21 protein-coding genes are annotated in these 26,128 nt (G+C 60.3%); 1 reads left to right on the plus strand and 20 read right to left on the minus strand.

Annotated features, from left to right (window positions below):
• Positions 1 to 14: 14 nt before the first annotated feature.
• The 13 genes from CL52_RS10500 to ihfB form a co-directional block, all read right to left on the minus strand.
• Positions 15 to 566 carry a sugar transferase gene (locus CL52_RS10500; protein ID WP_043220411.1) on the minus strand — a complete coding sequence of 184 codons (552 nt, stop codon included), beginning with the start codon at positions 564 to 566 and terminating at the stop codon, positions 15 to 17.
• On the minus strand, positions 563 to 1,519 hold the full coding sequence (locus tag CL52_RS10505; RefSeq protein WP_074519884.1) for a UDP-glucose 4-epimerase family protein: 957 nt from the start codon (positions 1,517 to 1,519) through the stop codon (positions 563 to 565). Before CL52_RS10505 ends, CL52_RS10500 begins: the two co-directional genes overlap by 4 nt.
• Positions 1,520 to 1,534: 15 nt before the next feature.
• Complete coding sequence (locus tag CL52_RS10510) at positions 1,535 to 2,644, minus strand: glycosyltransferase family 4 protein (protein ID WP_043223128.1); 1,110 nt, start codon at positions 2,642 to 2,644, stop codon at positions 1,535 to 1,537.
• A complete protein-coding gene (locus CL52_RS10515; protein WP_043220413.1) occupies positions 2,644 to 3,783 on the minus strand; it encodes a glycosyltransferase family 4 protein in 1,140 nt (379 codons plus the stop codon). The genes CL52_RS10510 and CL52_RS10515 overlap by 1 nt, the downstream gene beginning before the upstream one ends.
• A gap of 6 nt (positions 3,784 to 3,789) precedes the next feature.
• The gene (locus CL52_RS10520; RefSeq protein WP_143008639.1) at positions 3,790 to 4,683 is read right to left on the minus strand and encodes a GDP-mannose 4,6-dehydratase; all 894 of its coding nucleotides are present in this window, start codon (positions 4,681 to 4,683) and stop codon (positions 3,790 to 3,792) included.
• The gene (gmd, locus tag CL52_RS10525) at positions 4,680 to 5,711 is read right to left on the minus strand and encodes a GDP-mannose 4,6-dehydratase (RefSeq protein WP_043220419.1); all 1,032 of its coding nucleotides are present in this window, start codon (positions 5,709 to 5,711) and stop codon (positions 4,680 to 4,682) included. Before gmd ends, CL52_RS10520 begins: the two co-directional genes overlap by 4 nt.
• 40 nt (positions 5,712 to 5,751) lie before the next feature.
• Entirely contained in the window at positions 5,752 to 9,474 is a 3,723-nt protein-coding gene (locus tag CL52_RS10530) for a glycosyltransferase (protein ID WP_043220423.1), read from the minus strand.
• Positions 9,474 to 10,799: an FkbM family methyltransferase gene (locus tag CL52_RS10535; RefSeq protein ID WP_043220426.1), complete on the minus strand. Its 1,326-nt coding sequence runs from the start codon at positions 10,797 to 10,799 to the stop codon at positions 9,474 to 9,476. The genes CL52_RS10530 and CL52_RS10535 overlap by 1 nt, the downstream gene beginning before the upstream one ends.
• Positions 10,796 to 12,019: an ABC transporter ATP-binding protein gene (locus CL52_RS10540; RefSeq protein ID WP_043220428.1), complete on the minus strand. Its 1,224-nt coding sequence runs from the start codon at positions 12,017 to 12,019 to the stop codon at positions 10,796 to 10,798. The genes CL52_RS10535 and CL52_RS10540 overlap by 4 nt, the downstream gene beginning before the upstream one ends.
• Positions 12,019 to 12,813 (minus strand): ABC transporter permease, encoded by a 795-nt coding sequence (locus tag CL52_RS10545; protein ID WP_043220430.1) that lies wholly within the window; start codon positions 12,811 to 12,813, stop codon positions 12,019 to 12,021. The genes CL52_RS10540 and CL52_RS10545 overlap by 1 nt, the downstream gene beginning before the upstream one ends.
• The gene (locus CL52_RS10550) at positions 12,810 to 14,267 is read right to left on the minus strand and encodes a mannose-1-phosphate guanylyltransferase/mannose-6-phosphate isomerase (protein WP_043220431.1); all 1,458 of its coding nucleotides are present in this window, start codon (positions 14,265 to 14,267) and stop codon (positions 12,810 to 12,812) included. The genes CL52_RS10545 and CL52_RS10550 overlap by 4 nt, the downstream gene beginning before the upstream one ends.
• A 30-nt stretch (positions 14,268 to 14,297) precedes the next feature.
• A complete protein-coding gene (locus tag CL52_RS10555) occupies positions 14,298 to 15,665 on the minus strand; it encodes a phosphohexomutase domain-containing protein (protein WP_043220433.1) in 1,368 nt (455 codons plus the stop codon).
• A gap of 851 nt (positions 15,666 to 16,516) precedes the next feature.
• Entirely contained in the window at positions 16,517 to 16,798 is a 282-nt protein-coding gene (gene ihfB / locus CL52_RS10560; protein ID WP_043220435.1) for an integration host factor subunit beta, read from the minus strand.
• 509 nt (positions 16,799 to 17,307) lie between these two features.
• On the opposite strand from ihfB, the gene CL52_RS10565 reads away from it, so the two are divergent.
• Positions 17,308 to 18,510 carry a CaiB/BaiF CoA transferase family protein gene (locus CL52_RS10565; RefSeq protein WP_043220438.1) on the plus strand — a complete coding sequence of 401 codons (1,203 nt, stop codon included), beginning with the start codon at positions 17,308 to 17,310 and terminating at the stop codon, positions 18,508 to 18,510.
• Between the two features lie 9 nt (positions 18,511 to 18,519).
• On the opposite strand, the gene CL52_RS10570 is transcribed toward CL52_RS10565, so the two are convergent.
• The 7 genes from CL52_RS10570 to CL52_RS10600 form a co-directional block, all read right to left on the minus strand.
• On the minus strand, positions 18,520 to 19,410 hold the full coding sequence (locus CL52_RS10570; protein WP_043220441.1) for an alpha/beta fold hydrolase: 891 nt from the start codon (positions 19,408 to 19,410) through the stop codon (positions 18,520 to 18,522).
• A gap of 118 nt (positions 19,411 to 19,528) precedes the next feature.
• Positions 19,529 to 20,521, minus strand: a complete 993-nt coding sequence (locus tag CL52_RS10575) for a TRAP transporter substrate-binding protein (RefSeq protein ID WP_043220444.1) — start codon at positions 20,519 to 20,521, stop codon at positions 19,529 to 19,531.
• Positions 20,522 to 20,575: 54 nt separating this feature from the next.
• Entirely contained in the window at positions 20,576 to 21,403 is an 828-nt protein-coding gene (locus CL52_RS10580) for an HpcH/HpaI aldolase/citrate lyase family protein (protein WP_043220446.1), read from the minus strand.
• A gap of 20 nt (positions 21,404 to 21,423) precedes the next feature.
• Positions 21,424 to 22,629, minus strand: coding sequence for a CaiB/BaiF CoA transferase family protein (locus CL52_RS10585; protein WP_043220449.1), 1,206 nt, complete (start codon positions 22,627 to 22,629; stop codon positions 21,424 to 21,426).
• Between the two features lie 144 nt (positions 22,630 to 22,773).
• Positions 22,774 to 24,126, minus strand: a complete 1,353-nt coding sequence (locus CL52_RS10590; protein ID WP_043220451.1) for an MmgE/PrpD family protein — start codon at positions 24,124 to 24,126, stop codon at positions 22,774 to 22,776.
• Positions 24,123 to 24,539, minus strand: a complete 417-nt coding sequence (locus tag CL52_RS10595) for a VOC family protein (protein WP_043220453.1) — start codon at positions 24,537 to 24,539, stop codon at positions 24,123 to 24,125. Before CL52_RS10595 ends, CL52_RS10590 begins: the two co-directional genes overlap by 4 nt.
• Positions 24,540 to 24,866: 327 nt before the next feature.
• Positions 24,867 to 26,030 (minus strand): acyl-CoA dehydrogenase family protein, encoded by a 1,164-nt coding sequence (locus CL52_RS10600; protein ID WP_043220456.1) that lies wholly within the window; start codon positions 26,028 to 26,030, stop codon positions 24,867 to 24,869.
• Positions 26,031 to 26,128 lie beyond the last annotated feature (98 nt).

Consider the following 26,128-nt stretch of genomic DNA (forward strand, 5'->3'; position numbering starts at 1 on the left):
GCAGCACGCCAACACTACCCGTTTATTCGATCCCCGGCGCCCCTTCCAGAGATCGTAAGAACTATGTACTTGAAATAAGCACGCAACGTTAGGCGTTGAAGCATTCGTTGGTCGGTTTCTGCCAACAGTTCGGGAGTAGACATGTCAATCTCGCTAATCTGCGCAAGCCCGGTGATTCCCGGCCGCACTTTAAAAATCCCCCGCCGTGCCCTCTCGCGGGTGAGTTCTTCCTGATTGAACAGTCCTGGCCTTGGCCCGACGAGGCTCATCTCGCCTTTGAGCACGTTCCACAATTGCGGCAGTTCATCAAGCTTGGTTCTGCGAAGGAAATGACCGAACCTGGTGATTGAGGACCTGCTCGCGAGATGAGTAGCGACCGATGCGGTATCCAGTCTCATCGTTCGAAATTTCCACAGCGTAAAAGGCTTCTGATCGCGCCCCACTCTGATCTGCCTAAAAAGGGGTGAGCCGGTATCGAGGAGGCCGATGAATGTAAGCAGCAGCAAAAGCGGCGCGCCAAGAATCAGCCCCACGGCTGAAAATAAAACATCGAATAGCCGAATCACTGTTGCTCCCTCTTGGGCATGCGGCTCTCGAAGCACCGACGAAAACCTTGGGCAACGGTATAGGGCGGGTCCCAATCGAGCAGCACGCACGTTTTGGTGATATCTGCCTGCAATGAGCCTAGAAGACGTTGTGCAAAGGCCTTTTTGCCAACTAAGGTGGCGCCAACGTGCAACAAACCGGTCGGAACGCTGATCAAACGACACGGCCGGCCGCAGGCAACCGCAAGCCTTCTCAACAGCTCCGCCGTAGAAAGGTCCTCACCATCGGTTGCCAGGAAGACTCGGTTTGCTGCAGCCGGATGCTCAATGCAACGAGTAATCAGCGATACCAGATTGTCAATGCCAACGAACGAACGCTTGTTTTTGACAGCACCAAGCGGCAGCGGAATGCCAGCCTCGACCAGTTTGGCCAAGGTCGAAAAATTGCCCTTTACACCCGGACCGTATATCAGCGGCGGGCGGACAATCACGACTTCCATACCGGTTGCCGAAGCGAGCTTCGTTAATGCTTGTTCAGCCTCCAATTTGGACACCCCGTAGGCGTCAGTCGGCCCAGGTGTATCGTCAGCCAGAAAAGGCCTTCCCGGCGGAGTGCCCTCGCCGTTTACCTTGATCGAACTGATAAAAACAAAGCGCTTTACTCCAGCGGCAACTGCCTCACGAGCGACAGTAAGCGTACCGGCGACATTCACCTGTCGATACAGACCTAAATCATCACCGGAACCGCGCATGATATGGACCCGAGCGGCGGTATGAACCACAACGTCAATCCCATGAGCGGCGCGACGCCACGCTTGGGGATCGTCGATATCACGGATCGGGAGATAACGCGCGCCTTCAACCGAAGCGACGGGCTGACGTGCCGCAGCAACGACCTGATGGCCATCTCGGCAAAACGATTCGAGGAGCGCCTTGCCAACAAAGCCGTTGGCACCGGTCAAGAGAATTTGCAAAGGTCACCTAGCCCGTCAAAGCAGTTCGCGATACAGCTTGGCATACGAAGAAACCATCGAGTCCGCCGTAAACAGTTGCTCAAAGCGCGCCCGTGCACGACGCCCCATCTGAGCAGCCATATCGGGTTGCTCCCAGAGCGAACGCATCGCCTGTGCAAGGGCGGTTGGGTCAGCTGGCGGCACTACCAGCCCGGTCTCTCCTGCCACGTTGATAAAGGTCGTGCCGGTACCTATTTCGCACGAGATCATCGGCTTGCTAAACATAGCGCCTTCCAGGAGAGAGATACCAAAGGCTTCTGAGCGCAAATGGGAAGGGAAGACCAAGCCGTAGCAAAGCGAAAGCAAGGCTACCTTATCCTCGTCAGGCAACCCGCCTAAGAACTGGATACCCATTAACCCGTACCGCTGCGAAAGCGCCGTTAGCTCCGCCTCCTCGGGACCGGTGCCAATCACTACTACGGAAAAAGAACTTAAGCGCAGCGCCTCGAGCAGAAACGCAAGGCCCTTGTAGTAACGCAGGGCGCCGACAAAGAGAAAGAATCTCTCACCCACTCTCTTTCGCCAGTAGGCCAGCCTCTCGTCCGTCGGGCTTGGGTACGTCGTCTCATCGAGGCCGATAGGGATGACCCGAACTTTATCCCGATAGCGCTGAAGTGTCTGGCTGCTTTCGACATAGTTTGGCGACGTAGCAACAATCCGGTCGACACGCTTGAGGAACTGGTGCATCAAAGGGCTGTAAAGACGTAACAGCGTCTTTTGCTTGACAATATCCGAGTGATAGGTAAGCACCGTTGGTTTGCGGACACGCGTCAGAAAGTGCGCGACATCCATATAAGGCCAAGGGAAGTGGTAATGAACAATATCCGCCTCGCTAGCCAACTCCGCGAAATCGCGCAGTGCTGAAATGGAAAAACCGGTGGAAGCCATCTCGAAATCCAGGTTGGAACGATGCGTGATATGACTGGCATAAGGTTCACCCCGAGCGCTACCCTGATGGCTAAGATAGAGCACTTCACCGGTATAACCGTGAGTGCCACCTCCCTCAGCCAACTGAAAGATCACTTGCTCGATCCCGCCCATAGTGCGGGGATAGTACGTCTTGAAAAAATGCAGGATTTTCGGCATCAGCAACCGGCCACTGTTTTATACACGGCGATGGTTTCGCTGGCGCAGCGCTGCCAAGAAAACATAGCGGAATGAGACAACCCATTATCAATTGCGGAGCTACGCCAGTGCTCATCTTCCAAGCCCCTCCGCAGATTGTCTGTCAGGGTCTCCACGTCCAGGGGCTCAGACATCAGCGCAGCTTTACCGGCGACCTCGGGTAGAGAAGAGCTGTTCGAGCAGACAACAGGGACGCCCGAACTCATCGCCTCCAAGACCGGCAGGCCAAAACCCTCGTAAAGCGAAGGAAATGTGAATAGACGGGCTCCGGAAAAGAGCAACGGCAGATCCGACGCCGGGACAAAGCCAAGGTAGCGTGCCCACCCTTCGGCCTCCGCTTGCTCAATTCGTTGCCGGATTTGCTCGTTACGCCAGCCTTCGTAACCCGTAAGGATAAGCGGCCAGCGACTCCGTATCGCAACAGGCAGGCGCCCATAAGCAGCTAGTAGGGTGTCGATATTCTTTCGAGGCTCGATCGTGCCGACAAACAGGCTGTAATTGCCCGGCGCTAATCCATACCGAGCCAGCGGTAGTCGGAGGTCCTCATAATGGCGCACGCAGAATTCGGCAGAACTCGCCAGCGGAACCGCATGAATTCGCTCTATAGGCCAGCCGAAATAACCAGCGAGCTCGTGGCGGGTATATTCGGAATCCGTGATCAACGCACTGGCACGGTCCAGTGTTTTGCGCATCTCCTTCTGCCAATACCGCACTCGTTGTGGGGCATGGCACTCCATCCACGTAAAGGGAGACAAATCATGAAAGGTCGCGATGCTTGGCCCTGCATACGGCGGAAGAAAAAAATTCGGGCCATGATAAAGCGCATCGCCGTTCCCTTTCAGAGCCTGGCGCCGCAGCAACGGCATGAGCAACCGATAGGCCTCGAGCGCGGCCGTGCTCTTTTGCACCAAGCGCTTGAGGCCGTAGGCACTATCGGATTGGTCAGCCGCAGTAGGCAACGATTCTAGGAAGCGTATATTGGAAAAGTACCGGACGCTAACCGACGGGGCCTGCTGCAGACGCGACGCCAGTTCGTAGGTGTAACGACCGATACCGGTAAGCGGAAAGCGAACCGGTTCAACGGATAGGATTACGTTCACGTTTGGTCAGGCCGCCAACATCCAGCGCAAAGTTTCCTCAAGGCTGGGAGTGTCCCACTGTCCAAGCACCTTTCGCAGGCGCGTGGCGTCCCCACAGAGGGTTTTCACCTCGTTCGACCGCACGAACGCGGGGTTGACGTTTACTTCCAACTCATGCCCCGTAATGCTTCGGCATATATCGAGCACCTCACGTAACGAGCGGGCCTGCCCAGATGCCACATTCAATGTTTGCCCTACCGGTTTGGCCTCGAGCAGCCCGCGGTACGCACGCACGACAGAACGTACGTCACTAAAGTCGCGCCAAACATCGAGGTTACCCAGCTCGATCTGCTTGGCGCGCCCTTTGAAATGGGAAGTAATCTTGGGGAGCAGGAACTGCTCCGCCTGGCCGACCCCTGTGTAATTGAAGGGGCGGGCAATGACGATTGGCAGTTTTGGTACCCACAACCGCGCCATGAATTCCATGGCCAGCTTGCTGACCGCGTAATCATTCGCCGGCGCAGGAAGTGTGTCTTCGCTAAGCAAGCCTTCGGAAACGTTGCCATAAACGTTAGCGCTGCTCGCCAGCAATACACACTCGGGGGCATAACTACTGGCTGCAACAGCCTCAAGCAAATTGCGCGTACCCAGCAAGTTGACTTGATAAAAGGCGTTTGCGTCACCGTGGCCGACAAAGGCCAAAGCGGCAAGGTGCACGATCATGTCAGGCCGCACATCCGCCAGCAGCGTTCGCAACGCAGCTGCATCAGTGAGATCAGCCTGAAAGTATCCAGGCTCGTCGCCGGCATGACTGCCGCAACCAAATACCTGGTAACCCGCCTCCCGCAGTTCGGCCGCCATATAGCGGCCGGTGAAACCGTGGATGCCCGTAATCAGCACACGCTTGCCAGAAGTCATCAGAAAGAAAATCCTTGTTCGTTACGACGAAGATCCGCCTGGACCATCATCCGACAGAGATCTTCCAAGGAAGTTTTCGCCTCCCAACCGAGCTTTTCCTTCGCCTTGGCGGGATCGCCGATCAGCAAATCAACCTCAGCAGGGCGATAGAACTTCGGGTTTACTGCGACGAGTACCTTGCCAGTGTTGACGTCGACAGCCTGTTCAGCTTCGCCTTCGCCGCGCCACTCGACATCGATTTCCGCCGCCTTGAAGGCCAGAGACACGAAGTCGCGCACTGTCTCGGTGCGATTGGTCGCCAGGACGTAGGTATCCGGCTCATCGACCTGAAGCATGCGCCACATACCTTCGACGTACTCCTTCGCGAAGCCCCAATCACGCTTGGCATCCATGTTGCCCAGCTCAAGTACGTCGAGCTTGCCGAGCTTGATCTTGGCTACGCTGTCGGTGATCTTACGCGTTACAAACTCGCGGCCACGCAGCGGAGACTCGTGATTGAACAGAATGCCGCTGGTTCCGAAGATACCGTAGGACTCGCGATAGTTCACTGTCATCCAGTGCGCATATAGCTTCGCCACCCCATACGGGCTACGTGGATAGAACGGCGTGCTTTCACACTGAGGAATCGCCTGGACTTTCCCGAACATTTCCGAGGTGGATGCCTGGTAGAAGCGAATCCTAGGATTCACGATACGAATTGCTTCGAGCAGGTTTACAGCGCCGACCCCGGTAATTTCCGCAGTGGTAACTGGCTGGTCGAAGGACACGCCGACAAAGCTCTGAGCAGCGAGATTGTAGACTTCGGTCGCTTCAGTCGTCTGCAGCAGGCGAATACTAGAAGAAAGATCCGTCAAATCATATTCAATTAAGTGCAGATTGGGGTGCTGATCGATGCCCAGCTCTTCGATGCGCCAGAAGTTGACCGAACTGGTACGACGGTAAGTACCATAGACCATATAACCTTTTTCCAGTAGCAGCTGCGCTAGATAAGCGCCATCTTGACCAGTAACGCCTGTAACAATTGCTTTCAACTCAAATCTCCAAGTAGGTCTATTAGGCACTAGCTATAAGTTATTTGGCGCTATTGCTACCAAGCAGCACACCCAGTAACTCAGTTGCACTTTCACTCCATGACAAATGCTTCAATCCGACCGATTGTGGATGTTCGCTCTTGCCGTAAAAATCAAGCCATTTTATCAAGGAAGAGACAAGACTGCTTGCCTCTACCCCACTAAAGTAGAAAGCGTTGTCTCCAGCGACCTCCCGAAATACTGGGAGATCCCTTGCGATGATAGGCAGCCCATGGTGAGCTGCTTCGATCAGAGGTAGTCCGAAACCTTCCCCTTTCGAGGCAGCAATCAGACAGGTGCTGCGACTGTAGAAGTCCTCAAGCAGACTATCACTCGCGTCAGCCAGCCAAAAGAGTCGCTTACCCGACTCCGGATGCACGTGGATGCGCTGGATCAGGTTATCTACCTGCCAGCCTTGCTTGCCGATGATGACCAGATTGACGTTCTGGCCCGCTCGCCAAAGCTCCTCGAACGCGCCCAGCACCTGAGCATGCCCCTTCCGAGGCTCGATGGTGCCCACCATCAGGAAGCTGGGCGCCCTCCCAATGGCCTGAAGGACGGCTTCCGAGCCCACATCAGTGACCTCCTGCCTTGACGATGCCGACAGCAAGTCGGCACCCAAGTGGAACCACCTGATTCTCAATCGACGAGCGGCTTCGGGAACCTGGGTTTCAACCCACTGTTTCAACTCATCCGCCACTGACCTGGAAATGCAGACCGCTCCATCGGCCTCAGAAATGGCCTTCAGCCAATTGGCATGCACATCCTGCGTGCCGGGCTCAAATGCCTCTGGCATCAAAACCGGCAGGAGGTCATAGACCACGAAGTGAACCGCTACGCCATACATCCGTAGCTCCTGATAGAAGTTACGGCAGGCAACGGCTCCGTGAGGGTTCAGGCCCAGCCCGATAAACACGTCTCCCTTGGCAAAGTCGATGGGCTCATCACCGAAGCCTGCCTCAGGGCAGCCCAGGAAGCGTAGAGTGAATTCCCTCGCATAGCGATATCCGTCGGCAGCAGCATAGACGGGCTCGATTCTCACTCCTTCGAGCGATGACGACAACCACTCGCGCAAGATGGCCCGGACGACGCGTTGAATGCCGCTTTTGGCGTCGGTCTGGACCAGCACGGATACGTCAACGAGTACTTGCCGCGGCGCCACGGAAGGCTGGAACGAACGGGCCATCGAGTTCGCTAGCCGAAGGAGGTGACTTTCCTCTTGCTGCGGCCAGGAACAGGCGATGGCGCGTGTCAGTGCATTAACGCCGTGTGCGGCCTGCTGGTAGAAGCCCTCGATTGCAGTTCGATACTGTGCTGCACACTTATCCGGGGCATGCTCGTCAGCGATCACTTGCATCGCATTACCGGCCAGCGTACGGCGGGCGTCGGCATCCCTCCATAAGGTTTCGAGCGCAGTGACCAGATCGGCGTTACTAAACTCGTCTTCTAGCTTCCAGACCGCCTCGTCAGCAATATCTGCCATGCTGCCATTGGCATTGATGATCGTGGCCAGCCCGTAGTTCATGCAGTCCATCACCGCCGCGGAGGTTTCTCCGCGTGACAAGGCGCGAAGTTGAACACCGACGTCGGCAGCAGCAAGGTAATGTTTGAAAAGCTCGGTATCTGCCCAGCCTGTAATTTTGATCTGCCGCTTCGCACCCCCTGCTTGAATCAAGTCGTTGACGACCTGCTCATATTGACCACCAGGACTCTCCCCCACGAAAACTAGGACCGTGTCCGGGGCACCGGCCAATGCGCTGGAGTTCCATGCCTCTATCAGCCGGTGGTTCAGCTTGGGCAGACCGAGAAGGCCAAAGGAACAAACGACAAAGGTCTTTTCGTCGATTCCGAGGGCGGCTCGGGCCTGCTCCCGCGAAATAGGGGGGCGTGGCGCACGTAAAAGCGGAATTACGGAGAATCGATCCGCGCTCTGCCCACCATACCATTGCTGTGCAAGGCGCAACGAGTTGGCGGAGTGAACGATCAGGCCGTTGGCCCCCTGGAGTACGGACAGGTTTGCCGGGTACTTCCAGATCGAGTTCGAGACATCTTCCGACAAATAGAGGTCCGCCAGCGCCGGATAGCCATGGCTGTGGTACAGCTCCCGCCTCCAGCTTCCCGGGGTGATCCCAAGTGCGTCCATCTGATGGATGACACCGGAAAGGAAGAAGTCATGCAGGACAACAACACCCGGATGGCTCTCCAGCAGCGGAAACATATGCTGGTGGAAGTGAGAGTTGCCAAAGTGATAGAGGACTCGATCGAATTGGCTGGCATTCCTGCGGAACCAGTCGACATCGTGGCAATCGCAGTTGCTGTTGATCCAGTCATCGGCAATCGCGTCTTGGGCGACAATAACGTCAATGTCGTAGTGCTCTGATAGCACGGGAAGCAACTCGGCACTGTAGTCAGAGATGCCGCTGCGCTCGGGTGGCAGCGGCGAAATGTAGGCGAGCCGTGGGCGAGCCGTGGGCGGGGCAGAACTGCTGCTGTTCGCCTTTCTGGATATGTGGCTCGCTTCCATCCGCTCAATAGCGCGGCGCGCACTTTCGTCCCAGGAGAACTTCCCGGATTGGATCTTCCCGTGCTCGATCAGTTGCTGACGGTAACCTTCGTCGGTCAGCCCGCGAAGCATCGCCGAGGCGATCGCCTCATCCGAGCGGGGGTCGAATAGAGCCGCATCCAGGCCGATCACCTCGGGCAGGCTAGAGGTGTTGGCGGCAATGACGGCCGCACCGCAGCGCATCGCCTCAAGGGCAGGAAGGCCAAAGCCTTCATGCCAAGAGGGGAAAACGAACAGCTTGCACAGCCGATAAAGCGAAATCAGATCCTCTTCGGGTACGAACCCGGCGAAGACTACCTCTTGCGCCTCCAGTCCCTGCGAACGGGCCAACTGCTCCAGCTGCATCCTGCTTTCAGGATGTGCCGAGCAAACGATGGCGAGTTGATGCTCGCTTCTTACCGCACCAGGGAGTCTTGCATAGGCCCGGATCAGCCCCTCGATGTTCTTTCTATGGTCTATGCCGCCGGTATACATTACGAATGGCCAGCCCAGTCCATACTTACCGCGTACCTCCGACTCGGTTTGTGGCGCAACCGGCTGGCAGTTGAAGTGGTCATCGGCATCGGTCGAGATGTTATGGACCCTGTCAGCGGGGAAGCCCAGATGCTCCAAGGCTTCCTGGCGAGAGGATTCCGAGATCGACAATAGAAGGTCGGCTTGGCGCAGGAAATCCAGCTTTCGATAATACCAGGACTCAACCAGCGGATTATCCAGGTACGGCTTCTTGTTGATAAGCGGGATCAGGTCATACAGCGTGACCGCCACCGGGCACACGGATGGCAGACGCCCGATGCTGGTGATCGCGTCGTCCACCAGCCCTTCGAACAAGCTGGCGACGTGGACGACATCGGGCTTCAGGTTGGCGATGAATGCTTCGCGGATCAGTTCCGCAGCGTCCATTCGCCAGCGGTTCTGACCGTCAATTTCCGCTGTGGGGGCCGCAGCGCTCCAGACATGGATGTTTTCTGGGGGCAGCAACCCTGTGAATGCATCCTTGATGGGCTGTACCGTCTCGGGAAATAGGCCGCTCAGCACGATCAGGAGCTCATGCTGGCCGCAATTACGCGCCATCGCTTGTGCGAGCGAGAGCGAGTAGCGCCCAATGCCGCGATTTCGAGAGCCCGTGGACTGGGCAGCCTGCAGGTCAATTACAATCCGCATCAATTTTGCCTCGAATCAATCGCGTTCTTGAGTTCCATGTAGAGCCGCGCTGTTCTCGGAGACATGGGGCTTCCTGCGCTCTGAGTGGATGCGGACCAGTCTGCTGTCGAGACGGGGCTCGGACCGAGGATGATGCGGCGCAAGCGCACTTTCAGCTGGGGCATCCGGTTGAGCAGCGAGAGGGCGGACTTTTTGAGTCTGGGGTTGTGCATGACCCAATGCCCGGAGCGGAAGATGACGGGATGTAGCCGTCGCTTCAGGCCGCCGATGACTCTGCGCTCGCGAACCGCAGACAAGAGGCGATGGCTGAGTTGGCTCGCCAGGCGCAAGGGGCCGGTTACTCGCCAAGACGTGCTGTACAGGAGCGCGTGAACATTGGACTCGGCATGCTGAGCCTTGGTTTCGGCTTCCTCAGCTCTGACCTCGGCTTGCTTGGACCTGGCTTCGGCCTCCTCAGCTCTGACCTCGGCTTGCTTGGACCTGGCTTCGGCCTCCTCAGCTCTGACCTCGGCTTGCTTGGACCTGGCTTCGGCCTCCTCAGCTCTGACCTCGGCTTGCTTGGACCTGGCTTCGGCCTCCTCAGCTCTGACCTCGGCTTGCCGGGCTCTTGAACTGACCAGGCTGTAAAAGGGTTGGGAAGCAGTTCCACTCAGAACAAAGCCATCGAAGACATTTGGCGGCGTATCAAATGCCTCGGTGAGTTCAGAGTGCTCCGGCGAAACATAAAATCGGTTCAGGCCGTCGAAATAGACGTAGCTGTAGCCCTTCGCCAAGAGCAGAGCCTCCCACTCCTGGTGGCTTTTCTCTTGACTCATGGGGCAGGTGCTTTCGACTACAACCACCCACGGAAGTTTGGAGGAGCTCTGCCAACTCTCCAGCACTTCTTTTTCCAGCCCCTCAACATCAACTTTGAGCCAATGAATATCCCGGGCGTCAACTTGCTGAAGCAGGGCATCAAGAGACAAGATAGGAACCAAAGTTTCCCGGCACTTGAATCCGCGCTCTTGGTGCTTGCGTGCTACTTCGGCATCCGCCGTCGAAAGGCCGGTATCCTCGAACTCGAAAAACGTCAACTGTTGGCTCTGATTGCCGATTGCCAACTGGAACACTGACTCGTCCGGGCGCGCTGCTCGCAGCAGGGAAGAGTACTGCAAGGTCGGCTCTACATGCACGCCACGCCAGCCGTGCTCATAAAATGCGAGGCTAACCGAATCGACTACCGGATGCTGGGCACCGATATCGATATAAAAGCCATTTTTGACATGCTTTAGCGCACGCCAGAGCATGACATCTTCAAAATTCTGTGCGTAGGAAACGAAACTCATGTTCGGGTAATCTCAATATTCGGATCGAGCCAGGCAACCCCCGCAAAATGCGGCTTGTTGATATTGACCACATTGAACAGCAAGGCCAGATCACGCCACTCGTAATTGTTGACCAAGTGCGTGTCCGTGCTGACAAGGGCCGTCTGCACCGAATAGGTACCAGGCCCCAGATTCGCCGGGAAGGCGATATCGAAACGAATGCTGCTGTCCGCCGGCACGTCGTTGAGTACCTGCTTCTTGAGGTCGGTGTTGGTTCCGTAGATAACCTGTCCAAGCCGATCTTTGATGCCGTACCCCAGCACCAGTCGCCCAATAGGTGCATGGGTCCTGACTTGGATCTGCAGCGTCACGGACTGACCGACATCGACCATTTCAACGCGCTGCCCGTTGGCATCCAGCAAAGCAATATCGGTGACCACAGCCTCGCCAGTCCCCGAAATGGTCTGAACCTTGCCGTCAGCCGTGGCTTCCTGCTTGACGGTCTGGTTCTGGTGGCCGGCCAACAGGGCGTTGTAATAATCCATCACCGCCTCGGGCTCACCTTCCATGGCTAGCCTGCCGGCGTTCAGGAGGATTGCACGGTCGCAGATGGACTGGATCGCCTGCTTGTCGTGGGAGACGATCAGCAGGGTGGTGCCCTGCTTGCGGAATTCGCGGATGCGCTCGAAACTTTTGTGCTGAAAGTAGGCATCACCCACCGAGAGGGCTTCGTCGATGATCAGGATATCGGGGCGAATGACCGTTGCCACGCTGAACGCCAGACGCACCTGCATGCCACTGGAGTAGACCCTGACCGGCTGATCGAGGTAATCGCCGATTTCGGCGAAGGCCTCGATTTCCGGCATGAGGTGGGCAATCTCGTCCACGCTGTAACCCAGCAGCTGGCCGGCCATGAAGGCATTCTGCCGCCCGGTGAAGTCGGGGTGAAAGCCCATGCCCAGCTCGAGCAGGGCCGCAACCCGGCCTGCCATCCTGACCTCGCCGGTGGTGGGCTGGGTGGTGCCGGTGATCATCTTGAGCAGGGTGCTCTTACCCGCGCCATTGATGCCAATGATGCCCACCGCTTCGCCGGGATTGACCGTGAAACTGATGCCTTGCAGCACCCACTTGAGACTATGGCGTGGCCGGTGCCCGGGCGTGATCCATTCAGCCAGACGCGACCAACGGGTGGGATACTGCTTGTAAGCCTTGCCGAGGTTGGAAACGGAGATAGTGCCCATTAGAGTTCATCCACCATTTCGCCGGCATGGCGACGGAAAAGCCCCATGCCGATCAGACAGAGGGCGATGGCCAGCAAGGTGACCAGCCACAAGCCCTGCCACTCCGGCCACTGATGGTGGACCAGAACCTGCTGGAACCCGCCGACCAGCGGCGCCATGGGATTGAACGCCATCAATCCTTTCAGCCCCTCCGGCAGGATGCTGGCGGGATAGACGATCGGAGTCAGCCAGAACCAGAAGGTGAGGAAGATCCCGAAAAACTGTCCGACATCCCGGAAGAACACGTTGAGCACGCCGAGGGTGATGCCAAGCCCGATGGCGAAAGCCACCAGCAAGGCAAGCAATGGCAGTACGGCCAGGAACGGCAGGCCAGGGAAGTTCCCGGATACCAGCAGGAACGCGGTAAACAGGCCAAAGATGATGACGAAGTTCAACGCGGCGTTGGCGACCACGACCACCGGCAGACACAGCCTTGGAAAGCTGAGCTTTTTTAGCAAGTTGGCATTTTCGAGAAATACGTTCTGGGCACGCCCGGTAATCTCGGCAAAAAGCCCCCAGGTCAGCACACCTGCGCAAAGGTAGATGCTATAGCCGAACGTGTTCTCCACTCCCGGCAACTTGGCTCTCATCACTTCGGCGAAAATCACTGTATAGACCAGGATCATCGCCAGTGGATTGATCACCGTCCAGGCAGCGCCAAGCAAGGAGTTCCGGTACTTGGATTGAAACTCGCGCTTGATGCTCCCCAAAACAAAACCCCGATAACGCCATAGGCTGGAGGCGGCTCCGATCATTGGCTCTTACCCGCTTGCGGTGCACGCCCATAGATATCCTCGAAGCGCACAATATCGTCCTCGCCGAGATAGTCGCCGCTCTGCACTTCGATCAACACCAGATCGATCACCCCCGGATTCTCCAGGCGATGCTTGTGCCCGGCCCGAATGAAGGTGGACTCGTTGGTATCGAGCAGCAGCTCGCGCTCGTCATTAACAACACGGGCCATGCCGCTGACCACGATCCAGTGCTCGCTGCGGTGGTGGTGCATCTGCAGCGACAGAGAAGCGCCTGGCTTGACTACGATGCGCTTGATCTTGAAGCGCTCGCCTTCTTCCAGGGTGGTATAGGTTCCCCAGGGACGGTGGACGGTACGGTGCATCAGGTGCGCGTCGTGGCCACTCTTCTTCAGTTGACTGACGATGTGCTTGACGTCCTGCGCATGATCCTTGTGGGCGACCAGCACGGCATCGGGGGTATCCACGACAATCAGGTCTTCCACGCCGACCAGGGCGGTCAGCCGCTCAGGACTCTGTACGTAGTTGTTGTGCGCCCCATGCACCAGCACTTCGCCTTCCAGGCGGTTGCCGCTGGCATCCGCCGCGGTGAGCTCGCCCATGGCATTCCAGGAGCCGATATCGCTCCAGCCGATGTCGCAGGGTACGGTGGCGACCCGCTCCGAGCGCTCCATCAGTGCGTAGTCGATGGAAATGTCCGGCACGGCGGCGAACTGTTTGGCATCGAGGCGGAGACAGCGGCGACTACCGCTGATGCTCAGGCGAGAGTGATCGAGCGCGACGCGCACCGCCTCGAGCACATCAGCGGCATGCTTGTGCAACTCCTCCAGCAAGCTTCCTACCCGGAAGCAGAACATGCCGGAATTCCAAAAATAATTACCTGCCGCCAGGTACTCCTGTGCAGTGGTCAGGTTCGGTTTTTCAACGAAGCGCGCGACCTTTAGCCCCTCTCCCAGCGAAGCCTGGTTGTCAGCTTCGATGTAACCAAAGCCGGTTTCCGGATACTCAGGTCTGATGCCGAAGGTTACCAACCAGCCTTTTGCCGCTAGGGCCTGAGCTTTGCCGACCGCTTCAGAGAAAGCCGAGTGATCGGCAATCAGGTGATCCGCCGCCAGCACAAGCATATGGGCGTCTGGGCCATGAGCATCTTCCAACTGGATCGCCGCGGCCGCTACGGCCGCCGCGGTGTTCCGGCCGAAAGGCTCAAGAATGAAGCTCTGGGGGACATCGGCAAAGCCGGCCTGCCCGTATTCGTCCTCAGTCTTGAAGAACAGTTCCTGATTGGTAACCGTCATGACCTCTACGACGCCCGGGAGGGAGGCAGCTCGTACGAAGGTTTTATGCAGCAGGTTCTGGCCATCCGGCAGAGGCATGAAAGGCTTGGGATGTGCCTCGCGCGATACGGGCCAGAGCCGGCTGCCAACGCCACCGGACATGATTACAGGTATCAACTTCATTCTTTCAATCCTATTCAACAGCCTGCCGCATTATCCGGCAGAGATGATCCGTTCAATGGCAGCGACCTGCTTGGTTACAAGCTCGGCATCTGCTCGAGACTCGACATTCAGCCGCAGCAGTGGCTCGGTATTGGACATGCGCATGTTCATTCGCCAGTCGGCAAATTCGAGGCTGAGGCCATCGGCAGTATCCAGGAGAGGGCATTCCTGTTCGTAGTGCGCCTGGACGGCGGCGATCACCGCCTTCGCGTCAGCGACTGTGTAGTTGATCTCCCCGCTGCAGGGGTAGGCAGCCATACGCGCGCCGACAAGCTCGGACAGCGGCTTGCAGTCACGACTCATAAGCTCCGCGACCAGCAACCAGGGGATCATGCCGCTGTCGCAATAGGCGAAGTCGCGAAAGTAGTGATGGGCGCTCATCTCGCCGCCATAAATGGCGTTTTCCTTGCACATGCGCTCCTTGATAAACGCATGCCCCGTCTTGCTCTGGACGGCCTGACCGCCGTTCTGTTCACAAATATCGACGGTATTCCAGGTCAGCCGCGGGTCGTGGATGATTTTTGCCCCCGGCTCCTTCTTCAGGAAGGCTTCAGCGAGCAAGCCAACGATGTAATACCCCTCGATGAATCCGCCCTTTTCGTCAAACAGGAAACACCGATCAAAGTCGCCATCCCAGGCGATCCCCATGTCTGCGGCGTGGGCCTTCACAGCATCGGCGGTCGCCGCTCGATTTTCCGGCAGCAGCGGGTTCGGTATGCCGTTGGGAAAGGAGCCGTCTGGCTGGTGGTTCACCTTTATGAACTGCAGCGGAAATTCAAGCTTCTCAAAGCGCTGTTCCAGCGCGTCGATAACGTGGCCAGCAGCACCGTTTCCGGAATTGACTACCAACTTGAGGGGCTTGAGCGCAGGAGCGTTGATGTAGCCGAGCAAGTGGTCGGTATAGGCCTGGAGGCAGGATGCTTGACTGAGACTGCCCCGTATTGAAACCGCAGCGAAGTCATTTTCCTCAGCCAGGCGCTGGATCTCCCTTAGCCCGCTATCGCCGCTGATTGGCCGCGCACCACGGCGCACCAACTTCATACCGTTGAAGTCAATGGGATTGTGACTGGCAGTGACTTCGATCCCGCCATCCACGTCAAGATGAAAAGCAGCGAAATACACTTCCTCGGTGCCGGTCATCCCTAGATCGATGACATCGCACCCGGCATCCATCAAGCCGGCGGCCAAGGCTCGCTTGAGCGGCTCGCTGGACAGACGCACATCCCCACCTATAACCACACGCTTGGCGGAAAGGAACTGTGCATAAGCGCGCCCGATGCGATATGCGATTTCGTCGTTGAGTTCGTCACCGAGGCGCCCGCGAATATCGTAGGCTTTGAAGCAGGTTAGCTTAGGCATAAGTATCAAGTTCTTACTGCGCTTGCAGGCTCATGGTTTCATCGAGCGGGTCGATGCGTGAATCCGCATAATGGTTCATATGGTTGGCGCAAAGGAGCCAGATGATTCTCTCCCCATGCACCAGCCCAGGATCGGTCGCTGACGGATTCAGTTGAGGCACAAACTCTGATGCCGTAAGGCGATATGCCCTTGGCGACGCCGCACAGGTCGCAGCATGCCAACGGACACAAGCATCGCCTAGTCGACCATGGACAAAGGGGAACTTCCCGCCACTTTCGGCTGGAGAGTTAGAACGGACTTTCAGTGTAAAGAAGGATGGTCTGGCGGTAGCGTCACGACGGAAGAGCGGCGCGGCAATGCGATCAACCAGAGCTCGACAGATACGGTCGAAGCAACCACCGGAAGCGAAGGCAAGCGTGAAACCTACCGTAAGCAGCCCTGGTACGGCCCGCCTGTCTACTGCGCACATGGCTCGGAGAGGATCGCCCAGCAAACTCAGCTCTGTCATTGCATGGCAATTCGAGCCGACCACTCTCTCTCTAGGGCGGCGCTCGATAGATAGGTAACACATGGAAACTGCTTCCACAGGGTCATTGCTGACCGTCCTTGTGATTAACCTGGCTCGACAAGCGGTGAGCTTCGTTAGCCGGTCGGCGAAAGACGGGCATTATCCCTAAATGCCATTGAGGATGCTGTCTCGAATGATGAAAGGCTCTTGACCCGCCGATACGCTTCGACGGTCCTCGCTGGTGCGAAATTTTGCCACACTAGTCGAATAAAGCCAGAGTTAATCACATTTTTTTAGTGAACTAATTCCGCGACGTACTGTCGCGGGAGAGCATTTCGAACAATTACTCCTCATTCACCCGATCCCGCAGCTCCTTCCCCGGCTTGAAGTGCGGCACGTACTTGCCGTCGAGGCTGACGGACTGGCCGGTCTTGGGGTTGCGGCCGATGCGGGGGGCGCGGTAATGGAGGGAAAAGCTACCGAAGCCACGGATCTCGATCCTTTCACCGGTGGCGAGGGCCTGGGCCATCTGCTCGAGCATGGTCTTGATGGCGAGCTCGACGTCCTTCGACGAGAGCATGCCCTGCTGGCTCACGATTCGTTCGATCAACTCCGACTTGGTCATGGTTTTCCCTTCGTTTTCAAGCGGCTAGATCATTGCGGTGCGTTCGTTTGTAGCACGTTGATCAGACTTTGAACAGCCCGAAGGGATTGACAGATCGATCGTCATTAAGGTGGCCATGCGCGACGAGAAACGCGTCGCCCACCGATCGGCCATCAGCGGGCGTCCAGGCCCCCTTGGGAGGGTCTCGGCTGCCGTTGCAGCGCGACTCCGGCTGCGGTGTTTGGCGTCCCTTCACTAGCGGCGAAAACTTGAATAAAAAAAGGCGACGCCATGATGGGGTCGCCTGTTCAACCATTCGGGTCGATATGCACTTGTTCATCGGATCACGCAGATTCGATGGGTTAATTCTCGGCGCACCGCCTCTGTTCAGCCACTGCACGTTGGTCTAACAAATCGATGTCCTCAGGCTTGTTCAGGGTCAAGAACAACGCTGGGGCTTTCGTTCGATTGTTCGCCACCTTCGCTCTGGGGCATGCTCGACGCTTTTCATGGCGACGGCAGGGCGAAAAATGAACGACAGGCAAACAGCGCATCTGCCGCTGCACGGGCTCAAGGTCATAGAGATGGGCCAACTGATCGCCGGCCCTTTCGCCAGCAAGTTGCTCGGTGAATTCGGCGCCGACGTGATCAAGATCGAGCCGCCTGGCGTCGGCGACCCGCTGCGCAAGTGGCGCAAGCTCAAGGACGGCACCTCGCTCTGGTGGCATGTGCAATCGCGCAACAAGCGCTCGGTAACGCTGGATCTCAAGGCCGCGGAAGGCCAGGAAATCGTCCGCCAGCTGGTGGCCGAAGCCGACATCCTGGTGGAGAACTTCCGCCCCGGCACGCTGGAAGAATGGGGCCTGGGCTGGGATGAGCTGTCGAAGCTGAACCCTCGGCTGATCATGCTGCGCATTTCCGGCTACGGACAGACCGGACCTTATCGCGACCTGCCGGGCTTCGGCGTGATCGGCGAAGCCATGGGCGGCCTGCGTCACCTGTCCGGCTATCCGGGCCAGCCGCCGGTGCGGGTCGGCGTCAGCATCGGCGATTCGCTGTCCTCGCTGTATGGCGTGATCGGTGTATTGCTCGCCCTGCAGGAGCGCAACCGTAGCGGCCAGGGCCAGGAGATCGACGTGGCGCTGTACGAGTCGGTGTTCGCCATGATGGAAAGCCTCGTACCCGAATACGACGCCTTCGGCTATGTACGCGAGCCGGCTGGCAGTGCCCTGCCCGGCATCACGCCGTCCAATTCCTATTTGTGCAACGACGGCGCTTACGTCCTGATCGCCGGCAATGGCGACAGCATCTACAAGCGCCTGATGACCCTGATGGGCCGCCAGGACCTCGCCGATGACCCGCGCTTCGCCCACAACGACGGCCGCGCCCAGCACGCCGAGCTGATCGATGCCGCCATCGGCGAATGGACCATCCAGCACAGCCGCGACGAGGTGATCGAAGCACTCAAGGGCGCCCGCGTGCCGGCCGGCTATCCCTACACCGCCGCCGATATCGTCAAGGACCCGCACTACCTGGCGCGGCAGATGATCGAGCAGGTGCAGACCTTTGCCGGCCCGCTCAAGGTGCCGGGTGTGCTGCCCAAGCTATCTCGCACGCCGGGGCGCATCGGCGAAGGCGGCCCGCAACTGGGCGAGCACACCGACGATGTGCTGGCCGGCCTCGGCCTCACCGATGAACAACGCCAGGGCCTACGCGAACGCGGGATCATCTGAGCCAACTAGCTATACGTGCTGACAGAACGCGAGGATCGCCTCGGCCACTTGGTCGGGCGCCTCGCGCTGGGGGAAGTGGCCGACGCCGGGCAACAGCTGTCGGTGGTATGGGCCGCTGAACGAGTCCTCACGCCCGGCCGAGGTTTCCGGTGCGTTGCAGGTATCGGCCTCGCCGTGCAGCACCAGCGTCGGCACGGCGAGCACCGGGGCCGGTTGCAGCAGCGCCTCGTCCGATGCATAGGCAGGATCGCCGTCGACGAAGCCCCAGCGGTGGCGATAGGAATGCAGTACCACGGCAGCCCAGTCCAGGTTGTCGAATGCCTCCAGTGCCTGGACGAAATCCGCCTCGGCGTACCAGCCGGCCGGTGACCAGGTATCCCACAGCAGCCGCGTGAAGGCCGCGCGATCCTCAACTACCGCCTGCTCGCCGCGCGGGGTGGCCATGTACCAGTGGTACCAGTAGTTGCGAGCCTGGCTGAGCGAGATGTGCTGGTTCGGGTCATTGGTGCCGTAGCCCACCGCGAGCATTACCAGCCGTGCGGCGGCGTGATGGCGCAGCCCGCAGGCATTGGCCACCGCCCGTGCGCCCCAGTCGTGGCCGACCAGCACCGGCTGGTCGAGGCGCAATGCGTCGATGAAATCCAGCAGGTCACGGCCCAGCGCGGCGAGCTGGCCGCTGCGTGGGGTCAGCGGATCAGTGAAGCGCGTCTGGCCGAAGCCGCGCAGCGTCGGGCAGAGCACCCGGTAGCCCGCTGCGGCCAGGCGCTCGGCCACGGGCTCCCAGCCTTCGGGGCAATCCGGCCAGCCGTGTACAAGCACGGCCACCTGCTGGCCGCGGGGGTTCCATTCGAGATAAGCGATATCCAGCACGGGTGTGCTGACCGTGGCGTAACGACTCATGCCGGCGTCTCCTTGCGCGCTTTGGTCGGTCAGCATAAGCCTGGTTTCAGGCATAAAAAAACGGGCCGGTCACATCGGACAGGCCCGTTCGTTCTCGCCGCTTGGTGCCTCTGGAGGCTCAGGAGCGGTTGGCCGCCTGCGCCGCTTCGATCAGCTCGGCGCCGATGTCGTTCTGGAACTTCTTCCACACCGGTTTCATCGCCTCGCGCCACTGGGCGCGCTGCTCGGGGGTCAGCTCGATGATCTCGGTCTTGCCGGAGGCGGCGATGGCCTGGCGCGCCTGCTGGTTGAGGTCGTCTGCCTGGCGGTTCACCTCGGCGGTGACCTCTTCCATGATCGTTTCCAGTTCGCCGCGCACATCTTCCGGCAGGCCGTTCCAGAACTTGGTGTTGGTGATCACCATGTAGTCGATCAGGCCGTGGTCGGAGGCGGTCATGTAAGGCTGCACCTCGTGCACCTTCTGGCTTTCGTAGTTCGACCAGGTGTTCTCGGTGCCGTTGACCACGCCGGTCTGCAAACCCTGGTAGACCTCGGCGAAGCTCATCTTGCGCGGGTTGGCGCGCACTGCCTTGAACTGCTCGTCGAGCACTGCCGAGGCCTGTACGCGGAACTTCAGCCCGCGGGCATCCTTCGGCTCGCGCAGCGGCTTGTTCGCCGAAAGCTGCTTCATTCCGTTGTGCCAGTAGGCCAGGCCGGTGATGTTCTTGTCCTCCATCGCGCGCAGCAGTGCCTTGCCCTGCGGGCCGCTCTGAAAACGATCGGCTGCCGCCAGGTCGTCGAACAGGAACGGCAGGTCATAGATCTGGATGGCCTTGGCGTAATGCTCGAACTTGGCCAGCGACGGCGCCAGCATGTGCACATCGCCGAGCAGCAGCGCCTCCATTTCCTTACCGTCGCCGAACAGCGAGGAGTTGGGGTAGACCTCGACCTTCACCTTGCCCGGCAGGCGTTCCTCGGCGAGTTTCTTGAACAGCAGGGCGCCCTGCCCCTTCGGTGTGTTGTCCGCCACTACGTGGGCGAATTTGATGGTCACGGGATCGGCGGCATGCACCAGCCCGGCAACGGTGAAAGAAAGCGCGCAGGCGAGTGCCTTGAGCTTGTTACTCAGCATGGAAGTACCCTCTTGTTTTTGTCGGTTGGTACGTTTCGCGGGCAAGCGTTGCGGTCAGGGCACCGCTTGTCCGGCACGTTGCAGCAGGCGACGGGCACGGCCGATGACGGGGGCGTCGACCATCTGTCCGTCCACCACGAATACCCCATCGCCGGAAGCTCCGGCGGCGAGGATGCGTTGCGCCCAGTCCAGTTCCGCGGCACTGGGCATCAGGGTTTCGTGCACCACGACCACCTGGCTCGGGTGGATGCACAGCAGGCCGCCAAAGCCCATGTCACGCGCGTCGGCAGCGGCACGGGCGAGGCCTTCGAGGTTCTTGATGTCGGGAAAGACGCTGTCCAGCGGTGCTGCCAGCCCGGCCAATCGCGACTGCAGCAGCAGCGCATAGCGTGCCTGGTCAAGCATGCGCTCGGCGCCGGTGGTGCCATTGGCCAGGCCGAGATCGAGGCCCAGGTCCAGCGCGCCGAAGGACAGCCGCTCGACACCCTGGGCGTGGGCAATTTCCGCCAGATTGGCCAGCCCGCGGGCACTTTCGACGATTGGCCAGACCGGCTTGCCGCAGCTGGCCGCCAGCGCAACCTGCACCGCGCTTTCGACCTTCGGCAGCAGCACGCCGGCGACGCCGGCATGACGGGCACAGAGCGCCAGGTCGGCGGCCTGCTCGGCATGGGTTGGCGCGTTGATGCGCACCAGCAGGCGCGCCGCCGGGTTGGCCGCGAGGAAGGCATCGAGGTTGCCCCTCGCCTCTGCCTTAAGGTTCTCCGCGACCGCATCCTCGAGGTCGACGATGACCACGTCGGCGCCGCTCGCCAGTGCCTTGGGAATGCGTTCCGGGCGGGTCGCCGGGACGAACAGCGCGCTACGGATGATCGATGAGTTCATGGGCTGGCTCCTGGGCGCGCTCATACCGCGCCCTGCTCGTGCAAGCGCTGAATGTCGCCGGGGGCGTAACCCAGCTCGGACAGCAGGCTATCGGTGTGCTGGCCCAGCGCGGGGATCGGATCCATGCGCGGGGCGAAGGCACTGTTGCGCCCCGGCGGCAGCAGCGCAGGCAGGCGACCGGCCGGGCTGTCCACCTCGCTCCAGCGCTGGCGGGCCTTGAGCTGCGGATGCGCCCAGACACCGGCCATGTCGTTGACATGCGCGTTGGCGATGGGCGCAGCATCCAGCCGGGCGATCACCTCTTCGGCGCTCAGGTGGCTGAACGCCTCGACGATGAGCGCACGCAATTCGGTGCGATGCTCCGAACGCCGGGCGTTACTGGAGAAGCGCTCGTCCTGCGCCAGCCCCGGCTGCAGCAGGACCTTGTCGCAGAACGCCAGCCACTCGCGCTCGTTCTGCAGGCCGAGCATCACCGTGCCGCCGTCGCCAGTGGGGAACGGGCCGTAGGGGTAGATGGTGGCGTGGGCGGCGCCGGCACGCGGCGGCGGCGTCGCCCCCTTGTAGGCGTAATACAGCGGGTAGCCCATCCACTCCACCAGGCTTTCGAGCATGGAAACGTCGACGCGGCTGCCCTCGCCGGTCTTGTCGCGCAGCATCAGCGCAGAGAGCACGCCGGTGTAGGCGTACATGCCGGCGGCAATGTCGGCGATGGAGCAGCCGGCCTTGGCCATCTCGGTTTCACCCGGCCCGCCGGTGACGGAGAGAAAGCCGCCCTCGCTCTGGATCAGCAGGTCATAGGCCTTCTTCTGCTCGTAGGGGCCGCCCTCGCCGTAGCCGGAAATGTCGCAGACGATCAGCCGCGGAAAGCGCTCGTGCAGCGCCTCGAAGGACAACCCCATGCGCGCGGCGGCGCCCGGAGCCAGGTTCTGCACCAGTACGTCAGCCTTGGCCAAGAGCTGGTCGAGCACCTGGGCGGCGGCGTCCTGCTTCACGTCCAGGCACAGGCTTTCCTTCGAGCGGTTGGTCCAGACGAAATGCGAGGCCAGGCCGTCGACCCGCTCGTCGTAGCCGCGGGCGAAGTCGCCGGCACCGGGCCGTTCGATCTTGATCACCCGTGCGCCGAGGTCGGCCAGCTGGCGCGTGCAGAACGGCGCGGCGATGGCGTGCTCGAGGCTGACCACGGTGATGCCATCGAGTGGGCGGGGTTTGACTTGGGTGTCGTTCATGTTCGGTTCCTGCAAATTCGGCGTAGGGTGGAAATCGCCGAAGCCATTTCCACGCGTTTGTTGCGGCCTGCTCGGCCTCAGGCGATGCGCTTGGGACGGCGTACCATCGGTGGAAAAGACCTGCGGTCGTTTTCCACCCTACGTTCAGGCCAATGCGTCCAGCCGCTGCAGCTCGCGCAGGCGCCAGACCGTATCGATCAGCGCGCCCGCCTCGTCATCGCTGCGCGCCGCGGAGAACTGCACCAGGCGGCGGAACTTGTCCTCCAGCTCGGCGCGGCTCAGCGTGTTGCCCGGGTCACCCTTCGGCTCGTCGATGGCGCCGTGCAGCGTGCGGCCATCGGCGGTGATCACTTCGACGCGACCGAGCCAGCGTGCCGGGTAGGCGCCGTCCACCTCGGGATCGAGCGTCATCGAGACCTTCTCGCGGAACTCGCCGACGCGCGGGTCGCTGAGCGCATGACTGTGGAATTCGATCAGGCCGGCCTTGCCGTACAGGGCGATCAGCCCCAGCACGGTGCCCATTGAGAACTTGGCCTGATGCACCGTCTGCGGCACCGTCACGCGGCCGAGCACGTCGATCGCGCCCTGGTGCACGCGGGTGGTGACCGAGGCGATGTCATCGGCCCCGAGCCCTTCGCGCTGCATCAGCGCCAGCAGCGCATCGGCCGCCGGGTGGGTATGCCGGCAGGAGGCGTGGAACTTGAACGAGGTTTCCGCCAGCGCCCAGCGGCTGCCGAGCCGGTCGGACAGCTTGCTCGGCTCGGCATCGCGGGACATGCCCGCCGCCATGCCCTGCTCGCCTTCGAGAATGTTCTGCGCGCCGGTCAGGCCATCGGCGGTCAGGTAGGCGGCGAGCAGGCCATCGGCAGCCGCCTTGGCGGTGTGCAGTTGCTTGGAGTCCGCCGCGTCACGGAGAAACTCCCACAGCCCCGCCGCTTGCGTCCCGGCGCTGCCGAGCAGATGGGTGAACTGCTGCTGGTCGAAATCCATCAGCTTGCCAACGGCCACCGCCGCGGCCAGGGTGCCGACCGTCGCGGTGGTGTGGAAGATGCGGTAATGCGAGCGGCCGAGGAACTCGCCGATGCGGATGCCCGCCTCGTAGCCAGCCACCGAGGCCACCAACAGCTCGCGGCCGGACTTGCCGAGATCCTGCGCTGCCGCCAGCGCAGCGGGAAACACCACGGTGGCCGGGTGCAACACGGAGCTGTTGTGCAGGTCGTCCTGCTCCACCAGATGCGAGCTGGCAGCATTCACCAGCGCAGCGAAATAGGCCGAGCTGCTCTGGCCGTTGATCAGAACGCGCGCCGGCCCGTCGGCCGGGCCCATCTTCTCGGCGTAACGCTCGAACAGCGGAATCGGATGCGAGCCGGCGCTGGCCAGTGCTGAGCCGAGCCAGTCGAGAAAGAGGTCTTCGGTGCGGGCGAGTACCGGTTCGGGGATCTGCTCGTAGGCAAGCCCGGCGAGGAATTCGGTCAGGGCACGGGTGTGCTGGCTCATGCGTTGGGCTCCAGCGGATTCTCTAACGGGTTCTCGAATGGGTTGGACAGTTCGATGAGGTTCTGGTCGGGGTCGCGCAGGTACACCGAGCGGATCGGTCCGGTCGCGCCGGTGCGTTGCACCGGACCTTCGACGATGGCGACCTGCTGCGCCTGAAGGTGTGCGATCACCTCGGCCAGCGGTGTGGCAACGATGAAGCAGAGGTCCGCCGAACCCGGGGTCGGCCGCTCGGCCTTGGGCTCGAATTCGCGCCCGGCCTGGTGCAGGTTGATCTTCTGGTTGCCGAAGGCCAGCGCCTTGCGCCCTGCGCCGAAGGTCACCGCCTGCATGCCGAGCACGCGGGTGTAGAAGTCCACCGCGGCCTCGAGATCGGCAACGGTGAGGACCAAGTGGTCGAGGTGGTCGATCTGCATGTGTGCCTCCTAATTCGATACGCCGGCATTTCAACGCCCGCGTGGATGTGCTTCGAGACATCCACCCTACGAACCTGCCGTCGTAGGGTGGAAAACGGCGAAGCCTTTTCCACGCGGCGTCTGCCCGAATCCGCTCCGCTGCATCGCGCCCCTGTGGTGGCCAACGAACGCCATTCCCAGCAAGTGCATCGCCTGTCGGATACGCGTGGAAAAGACCTGCGGTCGTTTGCCACCCTACGGTCCCGTTTACTCACCTGTAGGAGCGAGCTTGCTCGCGAACGAGGTGCAAGAACGGCTTCGCGAGCAAGCTCGCTCCTACAATCGCCCTCAGAAACTGCGCGGCAGCTCGAGCAAGTGCTCGGCCACGTACGAGAGGATCAGGTTGGTCGAGATCGGCGCCACCTGGTACAGCCGCGTCTCGCGGAACTTGCGCTCGACGTCGTATTCATTGGCAAAGCCAAAGCCGCCGTGGGTCTGCAGGCAGGCGTTGGCTGCCTCCCAACTGGCCTTCGCTGCCAGGTACTTGGCCATGTTGGCCGCCGCTCCGGCGTTGCGCCCGGCGTCATACTCCTCGCAGGCGCGCCAGCGCATCAGGTCCGCGGCCTCGATCTCGATATGCGCTTCGGCGATGGGGAACTGCACGCCCTGGTTCTGGCCGATGGGCCGGCCGAATACCACACGGTCGCGGGCGTACTGCGCGGACTTCTCGACGAACCAGCGGCCATCGCCGATGCACTCGGCGGCGATCAGCGTGCGCTCGGCATTCAGCCCATCGAGGATGTAGCGAAAGCCCTTGCCCTCCTCGCCGATCAGGCTGCTGGCGGGAATCTCCAGGTTGTCGAAGAACAGCTCGTTGGTCTCGTGGTTGACCATGTTGGCGATCGGCTGCACGGTCAGGCCGTTGCCGATGGCCTCGCGCAGGTCGACGAGGAAGATCGACATGCCCTCGGACTTGCGCTGCACCTCGGCCAGCGGCGTGGTGCGTGCCAGCAGGATCATCAGGTCGGAATGCTGAATGCGCGAGATCCATACCTTCTGCCCGTTGATCACGTACTTGTCGCCCCGGCGCACGGCGGTGGTCTTGATCTTGGTGGTGTCGGTGCCGGTGGTCGGCTCGGTGACGCCCATCGACTGCAGGCGCAGCTCGCCGCTGGCCAGCTTCGGCAGGTAGTAGCGTTTCTGCTCCTCGCTGCCGTTTCTGAGCAGGGTGAACATGTTGTACATCTGCCCGTGGATGGTCCCGGAGTTGCCACCGCAACGGTTGACCTCCTCGAGGATCACCGAGGCCTCGGCCAGACCCAGGCCGGAACCGCCGTATTCTTCCGGGATCATCGCCGACAGCCAGCCGGCCTCGGTCATGGCGGTGACGAAGGCTTCCGGGAAGCCCTTTTCCTCATCGATCTTGCGCCAGTATTCGGCGGGAAATTCGGCGCAGAGGGCGCGCACGCCTTCGCGGATGAAGCTCAGTTCTTCGGTCTTGTTCGGGTTCATCTCGGTTCCTTAGAAAAACGGGCGATGGTGTGGAGCTCGACCTTCCCCCTCACCCCAGCTCTCTCCCTCAGGGAGAGGGGCTGCTTTGGCGTTTGGCT

It is taken from the genome of Stutzerimonas balearica DSM 6083 (assembly GCF_000818015.1).
GTDB classification, from domain to species: Bacteria; Pseudomonadota; Gammaproteobacteria; order Pseudomonadales; family Pseudomonadaceae; genus Stutzerimonas; species Stutzerimonas balearica.

Bases quoted from the DNA above. Each gene is read 5' to 3' on its own strand.
- CL52_RS10510 (WP_043223128.1), bottom strand. From the start codon at position 2,644: ATGCCGAAAATCCTGCATTTTTTCAAGACGTACTATCCCCGCACTATG.
- CL52_RS10530 (WP_043220423.1), bottom strand. From the start codon at position 9,474: ATGCGGATTGTAATTGACCTGCAGGCTGCCCAGTCCACGGGCTCTCGA.
- CL52_RS10535 (WP_043220426.1), bottom strand. From the start codon at position 10,799: ATGAGTTTCGTTTCCTACGCACAGAATTTTGAAGATGTCATGCTCTGG.
- CL52_RS10540 (WP_043220428.1), bottom strand. From the start codon at position 12,019: ATGGGCACTATCTCCGTTTCCAACCTCGGCAAGGCTTACAAGCAGTAT.
- CL52_RS10545 (WP_043220430.1), bottom strand. From the start codon at position 12,813: ATGATCGGAGCCGCCTCCAGCCTATGGCGTTATCGGGGTTTTGTTTTG.
- CL52_RS10550 (WP_043220431.1), bottom strand. From the start codon at position 14,267: ATGAAGTTGATACCTGTAATCATGTCCGGTGGCGTTGGCAGCCGGCTC.
- CL52_RS10555 (WP_043220433.1), bottom strand. From the start codon at position 15,665: ATGCCTAAGCTAACCTGCTTCAAAGCCTACGATATTCGCGGGCGCCTC.
- ihfB (WP_043220435.1), bottom strand. From the start codon at position 16,798: ATGACCAAGTCGGAGTTGATCGAACGAATCGTGAGCCAGCAGGGCATG.
- CL52_RS10565 (WP_043220438.1), top strand. From the start codon at position 17,308: ATGAACGACAGGCAAACAGCGCATCTGCCGCTGCACGGGCTCAAGGTC.
- CL52_RS10570 (WP_043220441.1), bottom strand. From the start codon at position 19,410: ATGAGTCGTTACGCCACGGTCAGCACACCCGTGCTGGATATCGCTTAT.
- CL52_RS10575 (WP_043220444.1), bottom strand. From the start codon at position 20,521: ATGCTGAGTAACAAGCTCAAGGCACTCGCCTGCGCGCTTTCTTTCACC.
- CL52_RS10580 (WP_043220446.1), bottom strand. From the start codon at position 21,403: ATGAACTCATCGATCATCCGTAGCGCGCTGTTCGTCCCGGCGACCCGC.
- CL52_RS10585 (WP_043220449.1), bottom strand. From the start codon at position 22,629: ATGAACGACACCCAAGTCAAACCCCGCCCACTCGATGGCATCACCGTG.
- CL52_RS10590 (WP_043220451.1), bottom strand. From the start codon at position 24,126: ATGAGCCAGCACACCCGTGCCCTGACCGAATTCCTCGCCGGGCTTGCC.
- CL52_RS10595 (WP_043220453.1), bottom strand. From the start codon at position 24,539: ATGCAGATCGACCACCTCGACCACTTGGTCCTCACCGTTGCCGATCTC.
- CL52_RS10600 (WP_043220456.1), bottom strand. From the start codon at position 26,030: ATGAACCCGAACAAGACCGAAGAACTGAGCTTCATCCGCGAAGGCGTG.